Source organism: Mucilaginibacter sp. OK268 (assembly GCF_900103125.1).
Lineage (GTDB): Bacteria > Bacteroidota > Bacteroidia > Sphingobacteriales > Sphingobacteriaceae > Mucilaginibacter.
Genome location: NZ_FNJV01000004.1, coordinates 14,741 through 35,876 on the forward strand (window position 1 = coordinate 14,741; position 21,136 = coordinate 35,876).

General features: G+C 42.5%; 19 protein-coding genes and 1 riboswitch. Of the genes, 12 read left to right on the forward strand and 7 right to left on the reverse strand.

What is annotated here, in order from left to right:
* Positions 1 to 151 precede the first annotated feature (151 nt).
* On the forward strand, positions 152 to 1,594 hold the full coding sequence (locus BLR84_RS14750; protein ID WP_090469422.1) for a peptidylprolyl isomerase: 1,443 nt from the start codon (positions 152 to 154) through the stop codon (positions 1,592 to 1,594).
* 10 nt (positions 1,595 to 1,604) lie between these two features.
* Positions 1,605 to 2,567, forward strand: a complete 963-nt coding sequence (locus BLR84_RS14755) for an AAA family ATPase (protein ID WP_090469425.1) — start codon at positions 1,605 to 1,607, stop codon at positions 2,565 to 2,567.
* A 178-nt stretch (positions 2,568 to 2,745) separates the two neighbouring features.
* On the opposite strand, the gene BLR84_RS14760 is transcribed toward BLR84_RS14755, so the two are convergent.
* Positions 2,746 to 3,609, reverse strand: a complete 864-nt coding sequence (locus BLR84_RS14760; protein ID WP_143013910.1) for a Cif family virulence factor — start codon at positions 3,607 to 3,609, stop codon at positions 2,746 to 2,748.
* 290 nt (positions 3,610 to 3,899) lie between these two features.
* Between BLR84_RS14760 and BLR84_RS14765 the strand changes: the two genes are divergently transcribed.
* Positions 3,900 to 4,571 (forward strand): hypothetical protein, encoded by a 672-nt coding sequence (locus tag BLR84_RS14765; protein WP_143013911.1) that lies wholly within the window; start codon positions 3,900 to 3,902, stop codon positions 4,569 to 4,571.
* 4 nt (positions 4,572 to 4,575) lie between these two features.
* On the opposite strand, the gene cysS is transcribed toward BLR84_RS14765, so the two are convergent.
* From cysS to mutL, 5 genes are all read right to left on the reverse strand, one after another.
* Positions 4,576 to 6,039, reverse strand: a complete 1,464-nt coding sequence (gene cysS / locus BLR84_RS14770; protein WP_090469434.1) for a cysteine--tRNA ligase — start codon at positions 6,037 to 6,039, stop codon at positions 4,576 to 4,578.
* Between the two features lie 139 nt (positions 6,040 to 6,178).
* Positions 6,179 to 7,291: an endonuclease/exonuclease/phosphatase family protein gene (locus tag BLR84_RS14775; protein ID WP_090469437.1), complete on the reverse strand. Its 1,113-nt coding sequence runs from the start codon at positions 7,289 to 7,291 to the stop codon at positions 6,179 to 6,181.
* Complete coding sequence (locus tag BLR84_RS14780) at positions 7,281 to 8,150, reverse strand: rhomboid family protein (RefSeq protein WP_090469441.1); 870 nt, start codon at positions 8,148 to 8,150, stop codon at positions 7,281 to 7,283. Before BLR84_RS14780 ends, BLR84_RS14775 begins: the two co-directional genes overlap by 11 nt.
* A gap of 35 nt (positions 8,151 to 8,185) precedes the next feature.
* Positions 8,186 to 8,896, reverse strand: a complete 711-nt coding sequence (locus tag BLR84_RS14785) for a rhomboid family intramembrane serine protease (protein WP_090469444.1) — start codon at positions 8,894 to 8,896, stop codon at positions 8,186 to 8,188.
* Between the two features lie 23 nt (positions 8,897 to 8,919).
* Complete coding sequence (mutL, locus tag BLR84_RS14790) at positions 8,920 to 10,776, reverse strand: DNA mismatch repair endonuclease MutL (RefSeq protein WP_090469447.1); 1,857 nt, start codon at positions 10,774 to 10,776, stop codon at positions 8,920 to 8,922.
* Between the two features lie 130 nt (positions 10,777 to 10,906).
* Between mutL and BLR84_RS14795 the strand changes: the two genes are divergently transcribed.
* From BLR84_RS14795 to BLR84_RS14825, 7 genes are all read left to right on the forward strand, one after another.
* Positions 10,907 to 12,538 carry an amidohydrolase gene (locus BLR84_RS14795; RefSeq protein WP_090469450.1) on the forward strand — a complete coding sequence of 544 codons (1,632 nt, stop codon included), beginning with the start codon at positions 10,907 to 10,909 and terminating at the stop codon, positions 12,536 to 12,538.
* Positions 12,525 to 14,351, forward strand: coding sequence for a serine hydrolase domain-containing protein (locus BLR84_RS14800; RefSeq protein ID WP_090469453.1), 1,827 nt, complete (start codon positions 12,525 to 12,527; stop codon positions 14,349 to 14,351). The genes BLR84_RS14795 and BLR84_RS14800 overlap by 14 nt, the downstream gene beginning before the upstream one ends.
* 182 nt (positions 14,352 to 14,533) lie before the next feature.
* The gene (locus BLR84_RS14805; protein WP_090469456.1) at positions 14,534 to 15,049 is read left to right on the forward strand and encodes an OmpH/Skp family outer membrane protein; all 516 of its coding nucleotides are present in this window, start codon (positions 14,534 to 14,536) and stop codon (positions 15,047 to 15,049) included.
* 240 nt (positions 15,050 to 15,289) lie between these two features.
* Complete coding sequence (locus BLR84_RS14810; protein WP_090469460.1) at positions 15,290 to 16,099, forward strand: helix-turn-helix domain-containing protein; 810 nt, start codon at positions 15,290 to 15,292, stop codon at positions 16,097 to 16,099.
* Between the two features lie 158 nt (positions 16,100 to 16,257).
* Positions 16,258 to 16,641 carry a VOC family protein gene (locus tag BLR84_RS14815; RefSeq protein ID WP_090469463.1) on the forward strand — a complete coding sequence of 128 codons (384 nt, stop codon included), beginning with the start codon at positions 16,258 to 16,260 and terminating at the stop codon, positions 16,639 to 16,641.
* Positions 16,642 to 16,857: 216 nt separating this feature from the next.
* Positions 16,858 to 18,093, forward strand: a complete 1,236-nt coding sequence (locus BLR84_RS14820) for an MFS transporter (RefSeq protein WP_090469466.1) — start codon at positions 16,858 to 16,860, stop codon at positions 18,091 to 18,093.
* A gap of 101 nt (positions 18,094 to 18,194) precedes the next feature.
* Entirely contained in the window at positions 18,195 to 18,737 is a 543-nt protein-coding gene (locus BLR84_RS14825) for a hypothetical protein (protein ID WP_143013912.1), read from the forward strand.
* A gap of 37 nt (positions 18,738 to 18,774) precedes the next feature.
* Here BLR84_RS14825 and BLR84_RS14830 read toward each other — a convergent pair whose 3' ends face one another.
* A complete protein-coding gene (locus tag BLR84_RS14830; protein ID WP_090469472.1) occupies positions 18,775 to 19,197 on the reverse strand; it encodes a VOC family protein in 423 nt (140 codons plus the stop codon).
* A gap of 126 nt (positions 19,198 to 19,323) precedes the next feature.
* On the opposite strand from BLR84_RS14830, the gene bshA reads away from it, so the two are divergent.
* Positions 19,324 to 20,496 carry an N-acetyl-alpha-D-glucosaminyl L-malate synthase BshA gene (gene bshA / locus BLR84_RS14835; protein WP_090469474.1) on the forward strand — a complete coding sequence of 391 codons (1,173 nt, stop codon included), beginning with the start codon at positions 19,324 to 19,326 and terminating at the stop codon, positions 20,494 to 20,496.
* Between the two features lie 198 nt (positions 20,497 to 20,694).
* Positions 20,695 to 20,886: a hypothetical protein gene (locus BLR84_RS14840; protein WP_090469477.1), complete on the forward strand. Its 192-nt coding sequence runs from the start codon at positions 20,695 to 20,697 to the stop codon at positions 20,884 to 20,886.
* Positions 20,887 to 20,970: 84 nt separating this feature from the next.
* Positions 20,971 to 21,035: riboswitch (Fluoride riboswitch) on the forward strand.
* The last annotated feature ends 101 nt before the right edge of the window (positions 21,036 to 21,136 follow it).

Below are 21,136 nucleotides of genomic sequence, written 5' to 3' on the forward strand. Positions count from 1 at the left end.
ATGGTTTCAAGCTTTATAGCCATATTAGCGCAATTATAGGCAGTTATATGTAATTGCCATTTTTTGTTCAGCTATAATTAATAAATTTTACCGAAATTCGAAGTTTTTAACGGACTATTGATCCGTATTATTTAGAGTATAAGTGCATTACATGAGAAAGTTAGGGATATTCATTTTAAGTTTTGTTTTGATCATATCAGTTGCCCACGCGCAAACCAAAGTTGATTCAACTGCAAAAAAAGCAGCAAAGGCTGATTCAACAGTGGTACCATCGGGCCCGAAGCATACTTTAGATAAAATTGCGGCCATTGTGGGTAATGCCCCCATATTACAATCAGATATTGAACTATCATACGCTCAATTCCTTGTTCAGGGTAACCAGCCGGATCCGGGCGTAAAATGCCGTATTCTGCAATCCTTACTAACCCAAAAGCTATTGGCACAACAAGCCGCTATTGATAGTATTGAGGTAAAAGAGGATGAGGTTGATAACAATGTTGACCGCCGTATGCGCGAAATGACCCAAAGAGCAGGCGGCCAGGAAAAACTGGAAGCCTTCCTGGGCAAATCAGTTATTCAGTATAAAGACGAGATTCGCCCCGACCTGAAAGAACAAATGGTTGCGCAGAAAATGCAGCAACACATTACCGAGAAGCTGAACGTGACCCCGCAGGATGTTAAAACCTATTACGACAAGATCCCGAAGGATAGCTTACCATCTTTTAATAAAGAAGTGGAGGTTGGCGAGATCGTATTTCAGCCGAAATTAAATAAAGAAGAAAAAGAACTGTATAAAGAAAAAGCAGAAGAATTGCGCCAACGTATTAAAAAAGGAGAAGATTTTGGAACGCTTGCCCGTTTATACTCTCAGGATCCGGGATCGGCGCCTGATGGTGGTGATCTGGGCTTTGCCGACCGTACAACCTTTGTGAAAGAATTTACCGCGAATGCCTTTAGACTTAAAGCGGGTGAAATATCACCTGTATTTGAAACCGATTTCGGTTTTCACTTTTTGCAGGTGATCGAGCGCAGGGGCGAGCAGGTCCATGTTAGGCATATATTAATAGCCCCGGTAATTACCCAGGCCAGTTTAGAAAGGGCGAAAGTAAAAGCCGATAGTATTTACACCCTGATGATGACCAATAAGAAGATCGACTTTTCGAGCGCGGCTGCTTATTACTCTGATAACAAGGATACCAAATACAATGGCGGTATGATGCTGAATGCAGAAAACGTTCAAAACCGTACAACCTTTATCCCTACTGATAAGCTTGATCCTAAGGTTGCCCTTACTGTTGATACTATGAAAATTGGCAGCATATCAAAACCCGATGTGTTTACCGGTGCCGATGGTAAAAAAACTTATAAGATATTATACCTTAAATCGGCAACAAATGCACATAAAGCCAACTTAGAGCAGGATTTTCCTAAACTAAAGGATATGGCTTATGAAGATAAAACCAATCGCACAGTAACCCAATGGTTTGAAAAACGCAGAAAGGAAACATTTATTAAGATTGATCAGGAATACCAATCCTGTGATATATTAAAAAAATGGATCACCCCGCCAACAACTACCGCGCAAGCTAAATAAAACTAACACTATGCAACACCGATCTGACGTGGAAGCTGCCGATGCTTTAAGGCAGGCATATCAGCAAATACGCTCCGAAATAGGTAAAGTTATCATTGGGCAGGATGAAGTGGTGAAATTTGTTCTGGTATCCATCTTCAGCAACGGTCATTGCTTGCTGGTTGGGGTGCCGGGCCTTGCCAAAACACTGCTGGTACAAACTATTGCCAGGGTGCTTGACCTTGATTTTAAACGCATACAATTTACGCCGGATCTGATGCCATCAGACATCATCGGGTCTGAAATACTGGGCGAAGACCGGAATTTTAAGTTTATACCCGGCCCGGTTTTCTCCAACATTATCCTTGCCGACGAAATTAACCGGACACCACCAAAAACCCAGGCAGCCTTATTGGAGGCTATGCAGGAGAAAGCGGTTACGGCTGCCGGTATTACACATAAGCTTGCCCAGCCATTTTTTGTACTGGCTACGCAAAACCCCATTGAGCAGGAAGGTACTTATCCCCTGCCAGAGGCGCAGCTTGACCGCTTTATGTTTAGTGTAGCATTGGATTACCCCTCTTTTCAAGAAGAGCTTCAGGTGGTTAAAAATACCACCAGTACGGTACAAACAGATGTTAATAAGATACTGAACGCATCCCAGATCATTTATTTTCAGCAGCTGGTACGTAATATACCGGTTACCGATCATGTGTTGGAGTACGCCGTTAAGCTGGTATCCAAAACCCGGCCCAATGGCGAGTTTGCAACACCTCAGATCAATCGTTTACTGAGCTGGGGCGCCGGTCCAAGGGCATCACAATTCCTGATACTGGGCGCTAAATGCCATGCGGTGATCAATGGGAAGTATTCGCCCGATATTGAGGATGTACAAGCGATCGCTAAGCCTATTTTAAGCCACCGTATTGTACGCAGCTACCATGCCGAGGCCGAAGGGTTGTCGGCCGCTGATATTATCGAGCAGCTGTTTTAAATTATATTTTCGAAGTCATGCCGAACTTGTTTCGGCATCCCATATGATATGTACTTTGTACAACAAGCGGGCTAACTTGTCTTGTGAGATCCTGAAATAAGTTCAGGATGACATTTTGCTATAAACAAGAAGAGCAATGTATAAGTACATTGCTCTTCTTGTTTATAGTATAGTCTCCTTATTCGTTTTCAATTGCCGAGAACACCTCCAGCAGGATATCCCATTTTTTTGTTTTATCCAGCTCCCAGATACGCACATAGTTGTAATTGCTTACCACATTGCCTTTGGTTATACGGGCATGGCCATAAGTATAAGCCAGGTCGTTACTGGCAGAGCGGCCACCGTCTGTAGTTTCGGCGGTGATGCTGATGGCCTGGTTGTTAATGAATTTCATAATAACATCCGGACCTGTCATGGGGTCGAACCCAGGGAAATAATAACGGGCTTCAGGGCTTAAAAACTCTTTGTAGCTGGCCAGCGCAGATATGGTTAATGAATGATTAAATATCTTGTCGGTATTTACAATAATGCTTTTTGCGGTAAAGGGATCTTTACTTGGCGCCGCACGAGCTGCTGTAGGTTCTTTAAAATCCGTTACTTCTTCCTGTTCAGGCTCTGGGTGTTGTATACCCAGGTCTATCAGCAGCTTTAGCTTACCTTCAGCATCAGAACGCCAAACAGAAACGTAATCGCCAAAAACTTTGTCGTCTTCGCTTTTACCGTTGGTGTAAGTATAAGGCCCGGCAGTAAAGGCTAAATCGCCATTTGCTGATATGCGGCCAAATTTAGGTATCCAGCTCAGCTTGCCTGCTTGTTTGTCGATATTAGAGTAAAAATCAGTTATCTTAACTGCATTGGGTTTAAAAACAATGCCTTCCGGATCGGTAACGGCTAAAAAGCCATCCTTTATGCCTCTGCGCTCTACTAATTTATTAAAAGCTTCTTCGGCACTAACTACCTTATTTACTTGTGCGGGGGCAACTTGCGCAAAGGCAAATGCACTGTAACCAATAAATGTAGCAGCTAATATTATTTTCTTCATGGTCATATTAGATTTTGGGGCAATTTAACAATAAATTTTAAGTCGGGAATGTAATTTGAATTAAGGTGATAAGTAAATAACCCCGCAGCATCGCAGCTAAATAGGTTCATATTTGAAACGAAGGGGTTGATATTTAATTGTAACTGAGCGAAGCTAATCATGCAAAAACTGGTACCTAACGGCAAATATTAACTAAATGCGTTGAATTAAAAACTAATTAACCGCATAGCGTTGATTATGTTTTGATTAAAAAAAGCATTATGCGCATATTTATAAAAAATTACGTTGTAATGAACAAATTTATCATCTGTTTTATGGCTATGGTATTTGGTTGTTTAGCCAGCCACGCCCAGATAATACATGATCTGCAGGGTAAGCCGTACATGGAGCAATCCTATACTGAAGTTGAAGGCAATCCATTTCTGATCAACGGCTGGGCCGAAGGGGCCATTGACTTTGTTAATGGAAAATCAGTAGCCATTAAGGTGAAATATGATTTGGTAAAGGGTTTGCTTTTATTTCAAAATAAAAGTGATACAACGGCGCTGTATTTTATTGAACCGGTAAAAGCCTTTAAGTTTACCAGTTCGGCTATTGAAGATAGTAACATTCTGCTTCCAACGTTTAACAGTGGTTATCCTGCTATTGATAACCAAACATCTTCTTCGTTTTACCTGGTGATTGCCGGTGGCAAAACGCAGTTATTAAAGCATTACAGAAAAGTAATACGTACGGATAAGCCGTATGGTTCCGCTACCACTTCCAAAACATTTGTACTTACCGATATTTATTATCTTTTTGCCAATAATCAGATCAGCCGGATAAAACCCAGCCAAAAAAGTATCCTCGCCGCTATGGCGGATAAAAGCACGGAAATACAAGCGTATTTAAAAAATAATGCTGTAGACTATAAAAACGATGCGGCCTTAGCCAAGCTGTTTAGCTATTACAATTCGCTTTAATAGCTCAGGATTTGCTCCAGTGTGTACCGTCTTTACTGTCCTTTAACTGAAAGCCTATTCTGGCCAGGCCATCGCGTATTTTATCTGATATGGCATAATCTTTATTGATCTTAGCCTCGCTCCTAAGCTCAACTATCAGGTTCAGTACATTCGGCAGGTCGTCATTTGCAGCTTGCTCGTCCTTTAAACCCAATACATCCAGCACAAAAGTGTTCATTAGGGTTTTTAGCAGTTGCAAATTGGTTTCATCTATCTTCATTTTGCCATCATGAACCGAGTTGATGATACGTGACGCCTCAAATAGTTCGGCAATGAGCACGGGGCTGTTAAAATCATCGTTCATAGCTGCATAGCAGCGCTGCAACAAGGGCTCTATCTCAATTTCGGTAGTGCTGCTTGCCTTTAATCCGTTAAGTAGCGCAAACGCGTTCATTAAGCGTTTAAAACCTTTTTCAGATGCCTCCATAGCCTCGTTGCCAAAATCAAGCGTACTGCGGTAGTGGGCCTGCAGCATAAAAAACCTTACGGTCATGGGGCTGTAGCCTTTATTCAGGATAGAGTTATCGCCTGTAAAAAGCTCATGTGGCAAAAAGCTGTTGCCTAATGATTTTGACATTTTTTGCCCATTCACGGTAAGCATATTGGTATGCACCCAGTAATTGGCTGGGTTTACACCGCAGCAGGCCTCGTGTTGGGCAATTTCATTAGTATGATGGGTCGGTACCAGGTCAAGGCCACCGCCATGTATATCAAATTGGTTGCCCAGGTATTTCTGGCTCATGGCCGAGCATTCCAGGTGCCAACCCGGGAAGCCAACGCTCCAGGGTGACGGCCATTTCATCAAATGCTCGGGTTTGGCTTTTATCCATAGAGCAAAATCAAGCTTGCCATGTTTTTCGTCCTGACCACCAAGGGTGCGGGTATTGTTTAGCAGGTCTTCGAGATTACGACCGCTCAGTATGCCATAGTTTTTGGTTTTGTTGTATTTCTCCACATCAAAATACACAGTACCATCAACTTCATAAGCGTATCCTTTTTCTAATATCACTTTTACCATTTCTATCTGCTCAATAATATGGCCGGTAGCTGTAGGTTCAATACTGGGTGGTAGTGTATTAAATATTTGCATTACATCGTGAAAACCAACGGTGTACTTTTGTACAATCTCCATGGGTTCAAGCTGTGCTATTTTTGCTTTTTTTGATATTTTGTCTTCTCCTTCATCACCGGCATCGCCTTCCAGGTGACCGGCATCGGTCACGTTACGAACGTAGCGAACCTTGTAACCAATTTGGGTAAGGTATCTGAAGATAAGGTCGAAGGATATATAAGTACGGCAGTTGCCCAGGTGCACATCACTGTAAACAGTAGGGCCACATACGTACATGCCCACATGGGGCGCGTTAAGCGGTTTAAATTTTTCCTTTTTACGGGTTAAAGTATTGTAAACAAACAAATTTTGTTGCATGAGCGCAAACTTACGATTTTTTCAATTTCATGTTAACTTATAGAGATAAGAGATTAGAGCCAAGAATCAAGATTTAAGACAATACCAAGATTATTTTACATGTTCTTGATTCTTGACTCTAACATCTTGCTTCTTTTCCCTAATTGAGCACCACATCACTGCGCAGGGGATAATGGTCAGATAGTTTTTTTTCGATGATCTTGTAGGTGGCTACCTCAAACTGGGGGCTGGCCATAATATAATCGATCTGATAGTTCGGAAAATCACCATTATAGGTACGCCCAAAGCCCGATCCTTTTTGACGGAAAGCGTTTTTTAGCCCTTTAGCCATCTGGTTAACAGCAAAGGAGGTAGGCGTATCGTTAAAATCACCAGTGATAAGGTATGGATACGGGCATTTGGCCGCGTGTTCTTTGATCTTAAAAACCTGTTCGCTTCTTTTTTCAAAGGCTATTTTGAGCTTACCTCCCAGACGTCTGGTTGATTGCATATCCGTTTTGCCTTTTTTGGATACGCTGTCCAGATATTTATAATCTTCGGGGTCAAAGCGGATAGATTGCAGGTGGACGCTATAAAAACGAAAGGTTTGCTTCCCTTTTTTTACGTCGACAAATAAACACTGGTTCTCGGAGCGGGTTTCTGTCAGGCGGATCATTCCTTTGCCTACTATCGGAAACCTGGAAAAGATGGCCATACCAATAGCCTCGGTACTGTTAAAATTAAAAGGCTCAAAATAAAAGTTGCTGGCGCCTATAATCCTGATGAGGGAATCGCGCATTTCATACTGGCCTTTGTTTTTAGTGTAAAATTCCTGAAATCCGATAATATCGGGCTGTTGCTGGCTAATAAGGGTTAGAATTTGATGTTTGGTTGATATATCGTTTGAGGCCCCGTACCGTTTAAAGTTATGAACATTATAGGTCATTACCCGAATGGCGTTCTCTGCGGCGGGTTTTTCAGTTTCGGCCCCACTTAATCTGAAACCGATATTATTGAACAGCACATTGTAGCCCAATAAAATAGTGACAAATGATAACAGAAACTGCCAGCGACGGCGCAGCAGCCAATAGGCAAGCATAATAAGGTTAACGATGAGTAATACAGGATAGGCCAGGCCAAAAAAAGCGAAGACCCAAACCTTTCTGGGGTCAACGTGGGGGGCGAAATAGCTGATCAGTAAAGCAACACATAAGAACAGATTTATCCATAAAAGTATTTTACCTATAAAGCTCTGTTTGCGTTTAACTTTCATTATTGCTTGCGCGAAATAAAATTTCTTTTTCCTGCTTGGTCAGGCTGTCATAACCCGATTGTGATATTTTATCTAATATACGGTCAATTTCATCCTGACGTGGGTACTCGGCGCTATTTTTATTGGAATTTTTAGCCACCACTTTTAATTTAGGACTAGCTTTAAATATATTGCCGATACTGCCAATCCAATCGTGCCCTCTTTGTAATTGTTTAATATAAACAAAACCCAGTAGCGCACCGCCCAGGTGAGCTATTTCGCCGCCCGCGTTAGGGCCAACCATGCCCAGAAAATCAATTACCAGGATTACTAATACCAGCCATTTTAACTTTACCGGTCCAAACAGGATTAATGATATGGTATAGTTAGGCAGCAGTGTGGCGGTAGCCACTACAATGGCCATAACGCTGGCAGAGGCCCCTACAACCGGAATAGCCTGTAAACCCGGGTTGTGTGTAAAAGCCGGAAAGAGATTATAACAGGCGATATAAAAAAGAGCACCTGCAAGCCCCCCCATGATGTATAAACCTATGGTACGTTTATTCCCAAGATACTCTTCAAATATTTGCCCCATCCAATACAGCCAAAGCATATTAAACAGGATATGGAGCACACCTGCGTGCATAAACATGTAAGTAAAAGGCGTCCAAAAACGGGTAAGCAGTTTTGGCAGGTAAGCGGTAGTTGCCAGGTAATCATTGGCGTAATAGGCAATTGTACTTGGTTGCCCAAAAAGATTTTCAATAACTGCAGGAATATTAATACCCAAAAAAACAATAACGTTAATGCCAATGAGCAGGTTGAGCTTATTGCCCGACCGCAGCATTTTGTACTGAATATTTTGCCAGAGGGTACTCATAAAATATACTTTTGTTTATTGGATAACTACCGTTATTAATAAAAATTGTTTGGCCTTTGTATTCGCCAGTATTTTAATATAATATAGCCAAACAAAGCGCCGCCAAGATGTGCAAAGTGTGCCACTGAGTCGCCGGCAAATTGCCCGAAACCGCCTATTAATTCTATAACTATGTATACTGTTACTAAATACTTAGCTTTTATTGGTACAGGAATAAACAATATCATCATCTCTACATTGGGGAACAAAAAGCCGAATGCCAATAATAGGCCAAATATTGATCCGGAAGCTCCTAATGTAGCGCCATAATAAATTTCTTTTAATTTATTAAACCCGGCATAGTTAACATAAGGGGCTATATCTCTATTGATAACCGTAAACGAGCCTATTACTCCATGCACCTCAATCGCCTGTACCAGCACCTGTAAAATTAAAGCACCAATACCTGTAATAAAATAGTATTGCAAAAAACGTTTGGAGCCGAGAGTGTACTCAAGGGTAGGACCAAATATGAACAAAGCAAACATATTGAAAAAAATATGCTGGAAGTTTGCATGCATGAACATATAGGTAACAATTTGCCAGGGGTGAAATAAGGGCGAATTAAAATAAAACGCGGATAGCCATGTTACAAGATCTATCCCCGCCCTGCCTAAAACATATGTTCCTATAAAGAATATAATATTAATGATCAGCAGGTTTTTTACAACCGGTGGTATATTGGCAAATGGTGATTGACTATTCATAGTATAAATAAAAGCCGGTCAGGCTATTTTTCAAATCGTTCTAAAAGTTCGGCCATGGTAAAGGTACTGATTACGGGCTTACCGTTCAATGCCTGGTTTGGTGTTTCGCAGGCAAAAAGCTGGTCAATGAGCTGGTTCATTTCCTCCAGTGATAACTTAGTGCCGGTTTTAATGGCCCCGTTGCGCGCCAATGACCGGGCCAGGTTATCGCGCTTATCCAGTTTTAAAATGGCCATGTTATTTTTAAAGCCTTCCAGCAAGTGCTCCAGCAACTCATGCTCGCCCACATTGCTCAGTTCGGCTGGTATACCCTCTACCACTACTGTATTTTTCCCAAACTCGCGTATATCAAAGCCCAGTGAGCGGATATCGGGCAACAATTCTCTTAATAACTCAAAATCGCTACCGTTTAGTGTTACCGATTGTGGGAATAAACTTTGCTGACTGACCCCCGAATGATTTTGCAATTGCTGTAAAAAACGCTCATACAAAATACGTTCATGCGCGGCCTGCTGCCCGATGAGCATAAAACCTGATTTAATTTGCGACAAGATAAAACGGTTATGGATCTGGAATAATTGCCGTTCGCTCGATTTACTTACCTCCTGCTCATTTACCGCGATACGCTCTTCCTGGTGCAGTTCATGCTGCAGGTTTTCTTCCTTTTTACTGATCTCGTATAGTGTATCCCAATTTTTAGGAATGGGGTTGCTTCTAAAGCCACCGTCCTCTCGCAAAAAAGGGTGTTCGCGTACCGGCTTTTTCTCGGCAGCAAAAGGGTTAAAATCGGGGTTGAAAGATATGGTTGGCGCTACGATCTCCTCAAAAGGCTTGGGTGTTATCAGGTGTTCAATGCTGTTCTCCTGGTCAAAATCCAAACTTGGCGTAATATTATACCTGCCTAATGACCGTTTTACCGCCGAACGGATAATGGCATAAATAGCCTTTTCGTCCTGGTACTTGATCTCGGTTTTGGTAGGGTGCACATTGATATCTATGCGCGATGGATCTATATCAATAAACAGTACGTAAAACGGGAAGCTATCATCTGGCAACAACTCTTCAAACGCGGTGAGTACAGCGTGGTTCAAATACGCGTCGCGGATAAAGCGGTTGTTCACAAAAAAGAACTGCTCGCCCCGGGTTTTACGCGCAAACTCGGGCTTGCCTACAAAACCCCGCAAATTGATGATGCTGGTATCTTCCTCAACCGGTACCAGGCGTTGGTTATAATTATTGCCAAACAGATGCACTATGCGTTGCTTTAGCGCAGTCCCCGGCAAGTGATATACCTCTTGTGCGTCATGGTGCAGGGTAAAAAATATCTGTGGATTGGCCAGTGCTACCCGTTGAAATTCGTCAATGATATGGCGCATCTCTACCGGGTTACTTTTTAAAAAGTTACGACGGGCCGGTGTATTATAAAAAAGGTTTTTAACCGATATGGAGGTGCCGGTATTGGCCTGGCAGGCCTCCTGGCTCACTACCTCAGAGCCTTCAATAAAAATGCAGGTGCCCAGCTCATCCTCATGGCGACGGGTTTTCATTTCTACCTGGGCAATGGCGGCTATAGATGCCATGGCCTCTCCACGGAAACCCATGGTGCGTATGGCAAACAGATCATCGGCCTTGCGTATTTTTGAGGTGGCATGGCGCTCAAAACACATACGTGCATCAGTAAGGCTCATGCCGCAACCGTCATCAATAACCTGTATTAATGATTTACCCGCATCCTTTACAATGAGCTGAATTTTTCCGGCTCCGGCGTCAATCGCGTTCTCCACTAATTCCTTTACGGCAGATGCGGGGCGTTGTACCACTTCGCCAGCGGCAATTTGGTTGGCAACGGCATCCGGTAAAAGCTGTATGATATCTGACATCTAAAAAAAATCCCTCCAATTTCGAATTCGATGCTAAATTAAATATTTGAAGGCATAACTTTATGATTTGATAATTGTATAAACATTTAACGTTTAATAATTACATTACCAGTACCATACGATTTAGTTTATGAAGAAATTATGGCCAGCACTGCTCCTTTTCGCGGTAGCCTGCAAGCAAAAAGAGTATAATGCCGACCTTTTGGTTAAAAACGCCGTAGTTTATACGGTTGATAGTTCCTTTACCACCGCCAACGCCATTGTAGTTAAAGGCGGCAGAATATTGGCTGTAGGCGATGCGGATACGCTGGAACAAAAATACCTGGCCAACGAAGTGGTCGATGCGCAAGGCGCGCCTATATATCCCGGTTTTATTGATGCTCATGCTCATTTTTATGAATATGGCTTAGGCCTGCAGGAAGTTAACCTGGTAGGCACGCACAGCTGGAATGAAGCCGTGGATTCGGTACAGGCTTATTCAGTTCGTAATACCGACGGTTGGATAACCGGGCAGGGCTGGGATCAGAATGATTGGGCGCTGAAGCAATTTCCAAACAAGGCCAGGCTCGACTCCCTGTTCCCGGTAAGGCCGGTAATACTGAGCCGGGTTGACGGCCACGCGGCCATAGCCAATCAGGCAGCGCTGAACATTGCCGGTGTAAAACCAGGGCAAACCATTAACGGCGGCGAAATTGAAACCGTTAACGGAAAACTTACTGGTATTTTAGTTGATAACGCGGTGGGGATAGTAACCCGCAAGATTCCTGAGCCGTCTGGCCAGGTAGTGGAAGACGCATTATTGGCGGCGCAAAAGAATTGTTTCGCGGTGGGCTTAACTACCGTTGATGATTGCGGTCTGCCTTATACCATGATGAGCACTATTGCCGAACTGCAACACAAAGGATCACTAAAAATGCGTATGTACGTAATGCTGGCCGACCGGGAAGAGAATTACGAATACTTGTTTAAGCATGGCGCATATAAAACTCCCGGTTTGAATGTGAGGGCCTTTAAAGTTTATGCTGATGGTGCGTTAGGCTCAAGGGGTGCTTGTTTACTGCAACCCTATAATGATCAGAAAAACTGGAAAGGTTTTTTGTTAAGCAGTCAAAAGCATTTTGAGGAGGTAGCCAAAAAGATCTATGACAAAGGCTTTCAGATGGCTACCCACGCCATTGGCGATTCGGCCAACCGGGTGATGCTGAAAATATACGCCTCGGTATTGAAGGGCAAGAACGACCGCCGCTGGCGCATTGAGCACGCGCAGGTACTATCACCTCAGGATATTAAACTATTTGGTGATAACAGCATTATCCCTTCGGTGCAACCTACACATGCCACCTCAGATATGTACTGGGCTGGTAAAAGATTGGGCAGCGAGCGTTTAAAATCGGCCTATGTGTATAAGCAATTGTTAAAACAAAACGGCTGGTTGCCATTGGGCACAGATTTTCCGGTAGAGAATATAAACCCGATGTACACGTTTTATGCAGCGGTGGAACGTAAGGATCTGAAGGGGTTTCCGGATGGAGGTTTTCAGCCTGAGAATGCCCTGAGCCGTACCGAAGCTTTAAGAGGCATAACCATCTGGGCTGCAAAAGCCAATTTTGAAGAAAAGGAAAAAGGTAGCCTGGAGCCCGGCAAATACGCCGATTTTGTGATACTGGACAAGGATATCATGAAAGTAAAAGGCGCCGAATTGCCCAAAATTAAAGTGACCAGTACTTATATAAACGGAGTTAAAGTATATGATAAAAAATAAATGGGGCTGTATCCCTTTTGTGTTGATTGGATTTACCTTTTTGAATACCGCCTGCGCGCAAATACCGCCACCGCTTATACCAACCGGGCAGGCTTATATTAACGAAGAACGACTGGTTGAACACTCAACCGTCTTATTTAACAACAGCAAATACCTGTTGCCGCTGAAAGATCTCGATCAGTTAAAAATAGCCAGCGTTCATTTCTCCAGTTCGTATGCTTCCGCGTTTGATAGTTTGCTTAATAAATACAGTAAAGTACAGGCATTTGATGGTCGTACTTATAGCGGGGCAAAAACACTCGCAGATTTGTCGGCCGATCTGAAATGGTATAACACGATCATTCTGCAGGTCACAGATGCTGATCTGAACAATCCGCAGGTTATTGATTTTATTAACAGCAGCCAAAAACTCAAAAATGTGATTGTGGCTGCGTTTGGTGGTGGCGCGATTTTAAGTAAGCTGAACAATGTTACCGCACCCATTTTATGGAGCGAGCGCCTAACAGTAGTTTCGGCATTGTACAGTGCACAGGTTATTTTTGGTGGTTTACCAGTAACGCAAAAACTTACCCGTACCTATTCGCCGCAATTTGCCGCGGGCATGGGTTTTATTACCGATAAGATCAGGCTGCAATATACCGTTCCGGAGGATGCTGGGATCAATGCCAATAACTTAACCGGCATTGATGATATTGCCCGTGAGGCCATCGCCGAGCATGCTACTCCTGGTTGTGTGGTGTTGGTAGCCAAGGATGGCAAGGTGATATTTAATAAGGCCTACGGTTATCATACCTATGACAAAGCCATACCCGACCAGATAACGGATATTTTTGACCTGGCATCTATGACCAAGATAACCGCTACCACCGTAGAGGCCATGAAATTGACCGATGAAGGAAAGCTAAACCTGGAAGCTACCCTTGGCGATTACCTACCCCAAACCCGGAGCAGCAATAAAAACGATATACAGATACGCGAACTCTTGATGCACCAGGCCGGCTTGATCCCCGATATTAAAGGATTTGAAAAAGTAAAACCAACAGACCATAGTACCGATTCATCTGCGGCCTATCCTACCCGGGTATCTGAGCATTATTTTTTGCGGAAGGATTATTATAAGGATGTAATGTTTCCGGATATCCTGAGCTCTCCACTTAAAACCCGGGGGCAATATGTATACAGTGATGTAGGTCTGGTACTGATGATGGAAGTGGTAGAAAGTATCACCGCCATACCCGAAAATGTATATGTACAGCAAGCTTTTTACAAACCGCTGGGGATGCAAACCGCAGGTTTTTTACCCCTGTACCGGTTTAACCAAAACCAGATACCCCCTACCGAGAACGACCAGGAATACCGACAAAGTTTGCTGGATGGTTATGTGCACGACCCTACTGCGGCCCTCATGGGTGGTGTAGCTGGCCATGCCGGGCTTTTTGGCAGCGCCAATGATGTAGCCATATTATACCAGATGCTACTTAACCGCGGTACTTACGGCGGGACGCAATATTTTAAACCCGAAGTAGTTGATCTGTTCACTTCCAAGCAGTCGGCAGTGAGCCGCAGGGGATTGGGTTTTGACCGCTGGGACCCTATTGAAGATAGGCATTACCCCTCCAAACTGGCATCGCCTCAAACTTATGGGCATACCGGTTTTACAGGTACCTGTATCTGGGTGGATCCGAAATATAACCTGGTGTATATATTCCTGAGCAACCGGGTGCACCCTGACGTAAGTAACAAACTGGGCAGCCTCAACATCAGGCCGAGGATCCAGGATGTGGTTTATGAAGCAATTAATAAGGGGATGTAAGTTTTTTGAAAACCTAAAGGGATACAAAGACGTGTCTCTGGATATATTAGAATTGTAGAGGCGCGTATTCGCGTCTCTTTTTGTTTTCATCTACCTATGTTGATCTTGATTTTTAACTTTAAGTAAAACAATTTTCCAATCAATTCGTTTCAGTTTTCTCTAATAAATAAAAATTACTGAACATGAGAAAACTATTCAAAGTCACGCTGCTCGCTTTAAGCTTACTATTTGTTGGTAAATTTTCAAATGCGCAATCCAAGATCGGTTATGTTGATTTTCAATCCATCGTTAGTCAGATGCCCGAGGCTAAAACTATTAAGCCCCAGATAGATGCCTATCAAAAACAATTTGTAACCCAGTTAACTGCAATGAATAATGAGTTGCAAACCAAGGGGAAGGCTTTTCAGGATCAAAGCAAAACCATGACCGATGCCGTAAAGGCAACAAAGCAAGCCGAATTACAGGACCTGCAAAAAAAGATGCAGGATTACCAGGCTACTGCGCAACAACAGGTTGATGCCAAATCAAACGAATTGGTGAAACCGGTAACCGATAAGGCCCGCGCCGCGGTTAATGATGTAGCCAAAGAAAAAGGTGTTAACTATGTGCTTGATTCTTCACAAGGCTCTGCACTGCTTGTATCCAACGATGGCACCGATCTTACCGCTTCGGTTAAAACCAAATTGGGAATAAAATAAAAATTTTCTTACGATAGGGAATATTTCCCTTTTCTATAAAAAAACGCGTCATTGCGAGGTACGAAGCAATCCCCGATAAGCAGAGTCACTCTGTATAGCTTAAAGATTGCTTCGTACCTCGCAATGACGTTTTTATTAGTCAATGTTTTATGAATAACTTTTATAAGATATTGATCATCAGTATAAAATTAAACAATAAACCTTAATTTTATATATAAACTCAAACATCCTACTTACGCAATGAAGTACTATACCATTCAGCCACCGGATATATTAAAACCTTTTGTGAGGTTTTTTTGGGTGCTGGAGCATGAACTGTCTGCCGGCGAGCCGGAGTATGTTTACCGCTCTATAGCCGATGGTTGTACCGAGATGGTGTTTCATTATCAATCTACCTTTGATGAAATTAACGACCGGGGACAGGAAAACGGGGGACCCTCGGGTATTCAATTCCAAACTAACCGTTACAGGCGTTTTGTGACCCGGCAAAGCTTCGGCATTTTTGGTGCTTACATTTATCCTTTTGCCGTTCCCCGTTTTTTTAAGATCCCCAGCAGCGAAACCACCAACCTGGCGCTTGATTATGATACTTTTTTGGGCAGCGCCGGCCGCGAGCTGGAAGAACGGATGATGCTGGCGCCCGACAATCAAAAACGGGCTGTGATACTGACCGATTTTTTACTGATGCGTCTGCGGCACAATACATCTACAGATGATCGGATCATCACCTCCATCAGGCAGGTGATCCATGCCAATCAGCATAAAACAGTTGCGCAGCTGGCCGATGCGTTTAATCTTTCAACGCGGCAGTTCGACCGGCGTTTTAAGGAGTATGCCGGTTTTAGTCCTAAAAGCTATTTGCGGTTGATCCGTTTTCAGGATGCCATAAAACAATACGGCAGTAATAAATCATTAACCCAGATAGCTTTAGAATGTGGTTATTATGACCAGTCGCACTTTATACATGATGTAAAAACTTTTACCGGCTATCACCCCAGCTTTTACTTTTCTGGCAAGGCAGAAGGAACGGAATACCGCAACGCGGATTAATTTTAAATAAATTCGAGATCGAACATCTGAAACGGCGTAGCCCTCTTGAGTACCTTAAAAAACAAACAAAAACGAAAAATCCGAAATCAAAAGATGTCTTGTTTTTACAATTTTGCTGAAACCTGTCCGGTTAATTTTGAATAAAAAAACATATCGTCATGGAAACCATAAAAAACATTCCCGAAACCTATCAGCGTATTATGCCTTACCTTATTGTAAAGGATGCACCCGCCTTCATCACCTTTATGCAAAACGTGTTTGGCGCGAAGGAGCAGTATAAACAAATGCGCGATGAAAAACATGTCATGCACGCCGAGATCAGCATTCAAGGCAGCACCATTATGTTTTGCGACAGTACCGAAACCTATCTCCCGCAAAATGCAGGTTTATTTATTTATGTAGATAGCTGCGACGAAACCTATAAAAAAGCCCTCGAAAACGGTGCCTCAAGCGTTACAGAACCAGCAGACCAGCCTTATGGTCGTAGTAGCGGGATAAAAGATCCTTTTGGCAATACCTGGTGGTTAACTAATCCGCTTTGAAACGTCGCCCAACTCAAACAAAACGCTACCTTGTTATTAAAATAAGGTGGCGTTTTGTTTGAGTGATGTAATTTTATGATGTGATGACTGCTGTAGGATTGTATCTTAACTAATTCATAATTAGCGTGTTTTGCGGCGATTGTTTGATCAGTGTAACTGTCCCGGCACGGGTTCGTCCAATATACCGCTGATAAGAATGTTAATTTTGCGGTATCTATGAGCACGTTAACATCAAAAGGTTCTGCAATTAAGGAACATCACCAGTCAATAGCAACATTGCTAGCTTTTGCCCTGATCCCTTTATCTGGTTTCGCTACTGATATTTATATCCCATCGTTACCCACCATGGCCGGCGAAATGAGTGTGAGCAATGTGCAGGTACAGCTAACATTGAGCATTTTTTTGATCAGTTATGGTGTATCACAACTGTTTATCGGCAGTGTCTTGGATAGCTTTGGCCGGTACAAGATTAGTCTGGCTTCGCTAATTATTTTTGCGGTTGCCAGCGTAGTGATTGCCATCACCCATAATATCTATCTCATTTACCTGATGCGGGTGATACATGGCATAACGGTTGGCGCCATTATAGTAGCCAAGCGGGCCTACTTTGTGGATCTGTTTACCGGCGATAAGTTAAAGCATTACCTGAGTATGTTTTCTATCATTTGGTCAACAGGGCCTATCGTGGCACCTTTTGTTGGGGGCTACCTGCAAACCGCTTTTGGCTGGGAGTCTAACTTTTATTTTTTAGCTGGTTTCGCGGTGGTATTTGCAATACTGGAGCTTATTTTCAGCGGCGAAACCCTGGTGCATGTTTCAGAGTTTCATTTGCAGAAGATCGTCAGGGTATATGCCAACATGATCAAAACCTACAGCTTTACGCTGGGTATTGTGATGTTGGGACTGGCGTATTGTATGGTGATGACCTATAACATGACCGGGCCATTTATTATTGAGCATCATTTACACCTAACCCCTGTTATTGCTGGTTATAGTTCGCTGGTATTGGGATTTGCGTGGATGGTAGGCGGCTTTATCGGCAAGGCAACTATCAATCGCCCATTCTTTAAAAGGATGGTAGTTAACGTGGTCATGCAGGCGCTTTTTGTATTGGTGATGATCCTCAGTCTGCAATTCATTAGCAATTTATATTCGATGATATTTTTTGCATTCATTATTCATGTTTGCGCAGGATATACTTTCAATAACTATTTTACTTTTTGTTTGAGTAAATTCCCTAAAAACGCCGGTATTGCTGGTGGGCTCACCGGGGGTATCACTTATGTAATTGTTTCTTTTTTAAGCTACGCCATTGTTAATGTGGTGCCAGCCAAAGATGAACGTAACCTGAGTTATAGCTATTTGATATTCATTTTGCTCTCGGCACTGATCATGTTTTTGATCTTCAGGATCAATAAAAAAGAAAAAGTGCCTTTGGAAGAAATGGTCTAAGTAAGCCTAATAAATAAAATAATATTTATGGAATTTAGCTAATAGCTGCATCTTATAGGTAATGTAAAGTATTTACTATGACAGGATTTAAACCATTTGGCATGAAAAAAGTAATTATTATTCTGTTATTGAGTTTTAAAGTGGCTTTCGTAATGGCGCAAAGTGATACCATTTATCGGCACTTGGCAGTAATGAGAGAAGGTGCACCCTTGATTGTAACTAACGATAATATCATTGGAAACTTAGATGGTATTAAACCAGATGAAATTGATTCTATAAGGGTTTTAAAAGATCATGCTACGATGCCTGCTCGGGTAAAAAATCTGGATAAATATGGAGTTATCTTCGTAGTGCTTAAAAAAACAGTAAATATCAAGACAAAGTCAGTTAAGGAGATTAAAGCTTGGTTAGGTGTTATAAATGATGCCAAATTCGCAGTTGATGGTTTTTTACTAGAGGATGAAAATTGGCTCATAGCTACAGAGGCTATCAGGGAGATCAATGTCATAAAGAACAAAGACATATCGGGAAATTTAACAAACGTTGTGATCAATGTATGGACACTTGATCCCGAAGGCCGAAAAGCGCTAATGCCAGGTAAAAGATTAAGTACTGATAAGCCAGGTGTAATATACATCAGATAGTCTGTTAAAGTTTTTTGTTTGTTGTTCGTGAACTGTTCTAAAGCACCTGGTTAAATTCCAACCTTTCACCATCAGGCCCGGTGATGTTAAAATACTTACAGCCATTCTTCCAGAATTGCAGAAAAACCGGGGCTTCTTCGATGATGTTAAACCCCGCCTCTTTTATGACCGCATAGGTTTCATCAATATCGCTTACATCAAAAGCCACATGGTCAATATGCCCATTGCCACGGCTCCTGATCTCTGCTAAGCCTGCCTCGGGTAACTGGTAAAGTTCCATGAGTATGTTTTCACGCTGCATCATTACACAGGTGCCCTGTTCGCCATGATCAGTAAAGTGGGCTTGCATCACGTTATTAAAACCAAGTCGGTTGTAAAACCTTTGTGACGCATCCAGGTTGGTTACAGGGATGCCTATGTGCTGTATGCTGTTGATTTTTAACTGGATAGCATTTTTCATAGGAACCGATATTAGTAGTGTAAAATTAAAAAAATGAGTAACTTGACTAAGTTATATCATTTTACACAGTGTTAACACATTTGCCATAAATTGCTGTTAAACTTGCAGCCATAATTAACCAACTTAATGAAAATCGGAATTGTATGTTACCCAACCTTTGGTGGAAGCGGTGTTGTAGCCACAGAACTCGGTAAGGCCCTTGCCGACCGCGGTCACCAGGTTCATTTTGTTACCTATAACCAACCAGCCCGGTTAGATCTTTTTTCCGAAAACTTGTTTTACCACGAGGTATCGGTATCCAACTATCCGCTTTTTGATTTTCCGCCTTATGAGCTGGCCCTGGCCAGCCGCCTGGTTGATGTGGTTCGCCATGAAAAGCTGGATGTATTGCATGTTCATTACGCCATTCCGCATGCCTCGGCCGCATTTATGGCTAAACAGATATTACTAACTTACGGTATTTATATCCCGGTGGTTACCACCCTGCACGGTACCGATATTACCCTGGTAGGTAAAGACCGTACTTTTAAACCGGTGGTTACTTTCTCTATCAATCAGTCTGACGGGGTTACCGCAGTATCCGAAAACCTGAGGCACGATACTTATGAGTTTTTTGAGATCGATACCGATATCAAGGTGATCCCCAACTTTATTGATCTGACCCGTTTCAGTCTTAAAGCAAAAGACCATTTTAAAAAGGCCATCGCGCCATCGGGCGAAAAGGTGTTGGTACATACTTCCAACTTCCGTAAGGTAAAACGTACCGAAGATGTGGTCAGGATATTTGCCGAAGTAATTAAAAAGATCCCTTCAAAATTGCTGATGGTTGGCGACGGCCCTGAACGCTCTGGCTGCGAGCAGTTATGCCGCGACTTAGGTGTTGCCGATAACGTACGCTTTTTAGGTAAGCAGGATGCCATTGAAGAAATACTTTCGGTAGCCGACCTGTTCCTGATGCCATCACAATCAGAAAGCTTTGGTTTGGCCGCTTTGGAGGCTATGGCTTGCAAGGTGCCGGTGATCAGTACCAATGCGGGTGGTTTGCCCGAATTAAATGTTGACGGTGTAACCGGTTTCTTGAAGGATGTTGGCGACGTAGAAGGTATGGGCGAAAGTGCTATTTATATACTGGAAGATGAAGACCGGCTGAACCAGTTTAAAGAAAACGCCCTGGCCCGCGCCAAGGAATTTGATTTGGCCACCATTTTGCCTTTATATGAAAATTATTACCTGGAGGTGATTGATAAGTGTAAAGACAAGTGTAAGGAGCTGTGTACAGGTAAAGCCAAGATTGCCTGAATGTAAACTGAATACAATTAACTCATATAAAGTTAATTAGCTATCTGGGTATTTTTTTTCTTATATTCAGGTCATTCATTTGACAGCCTAAAGAGACGTAACATACCTGATACAATTGAAAAAATATTTTCTAAAGGTTAAATATTTTCGTTGATGTTAACTAACTTAGTTTTCTGTTCACTTTTAAAAATTAAACTTATGGCAAAGCACACAACCCTAAAACGTGGTCAATTACTTAAGTACATTGGTAAAAGATGGAAGAATTTAAACATCAGTAACCCCTTCATGAAATTTTTGGGTTATGACGGTAATGGCTTCGCTGATCTATGGGTAGAATACCAGGGCCGCACATTATTCATCTCTATTAAAGAAGTTGAGCTGGCCGTTTAAAACGGTCAGTTTAAATGCCGCGAAAAGGGTTTGTTTTTAAACTTACCCCGGATAATTATGGCTTTATAAAAAAAGGAGCTATATTCGTACAAAGGAAATGGTGTCTTCCTACTTAACCGCCCTAAAAAGCTGATGGCGCCTACAATAAATTAACCCACAGGTTTAATCCCTGTGCTGATTTTTTGTAGGTGGAAAAAAAACTCAACACATCTGTTTTAAACGTATACCGGCATAATGCCCGGCTGAAATT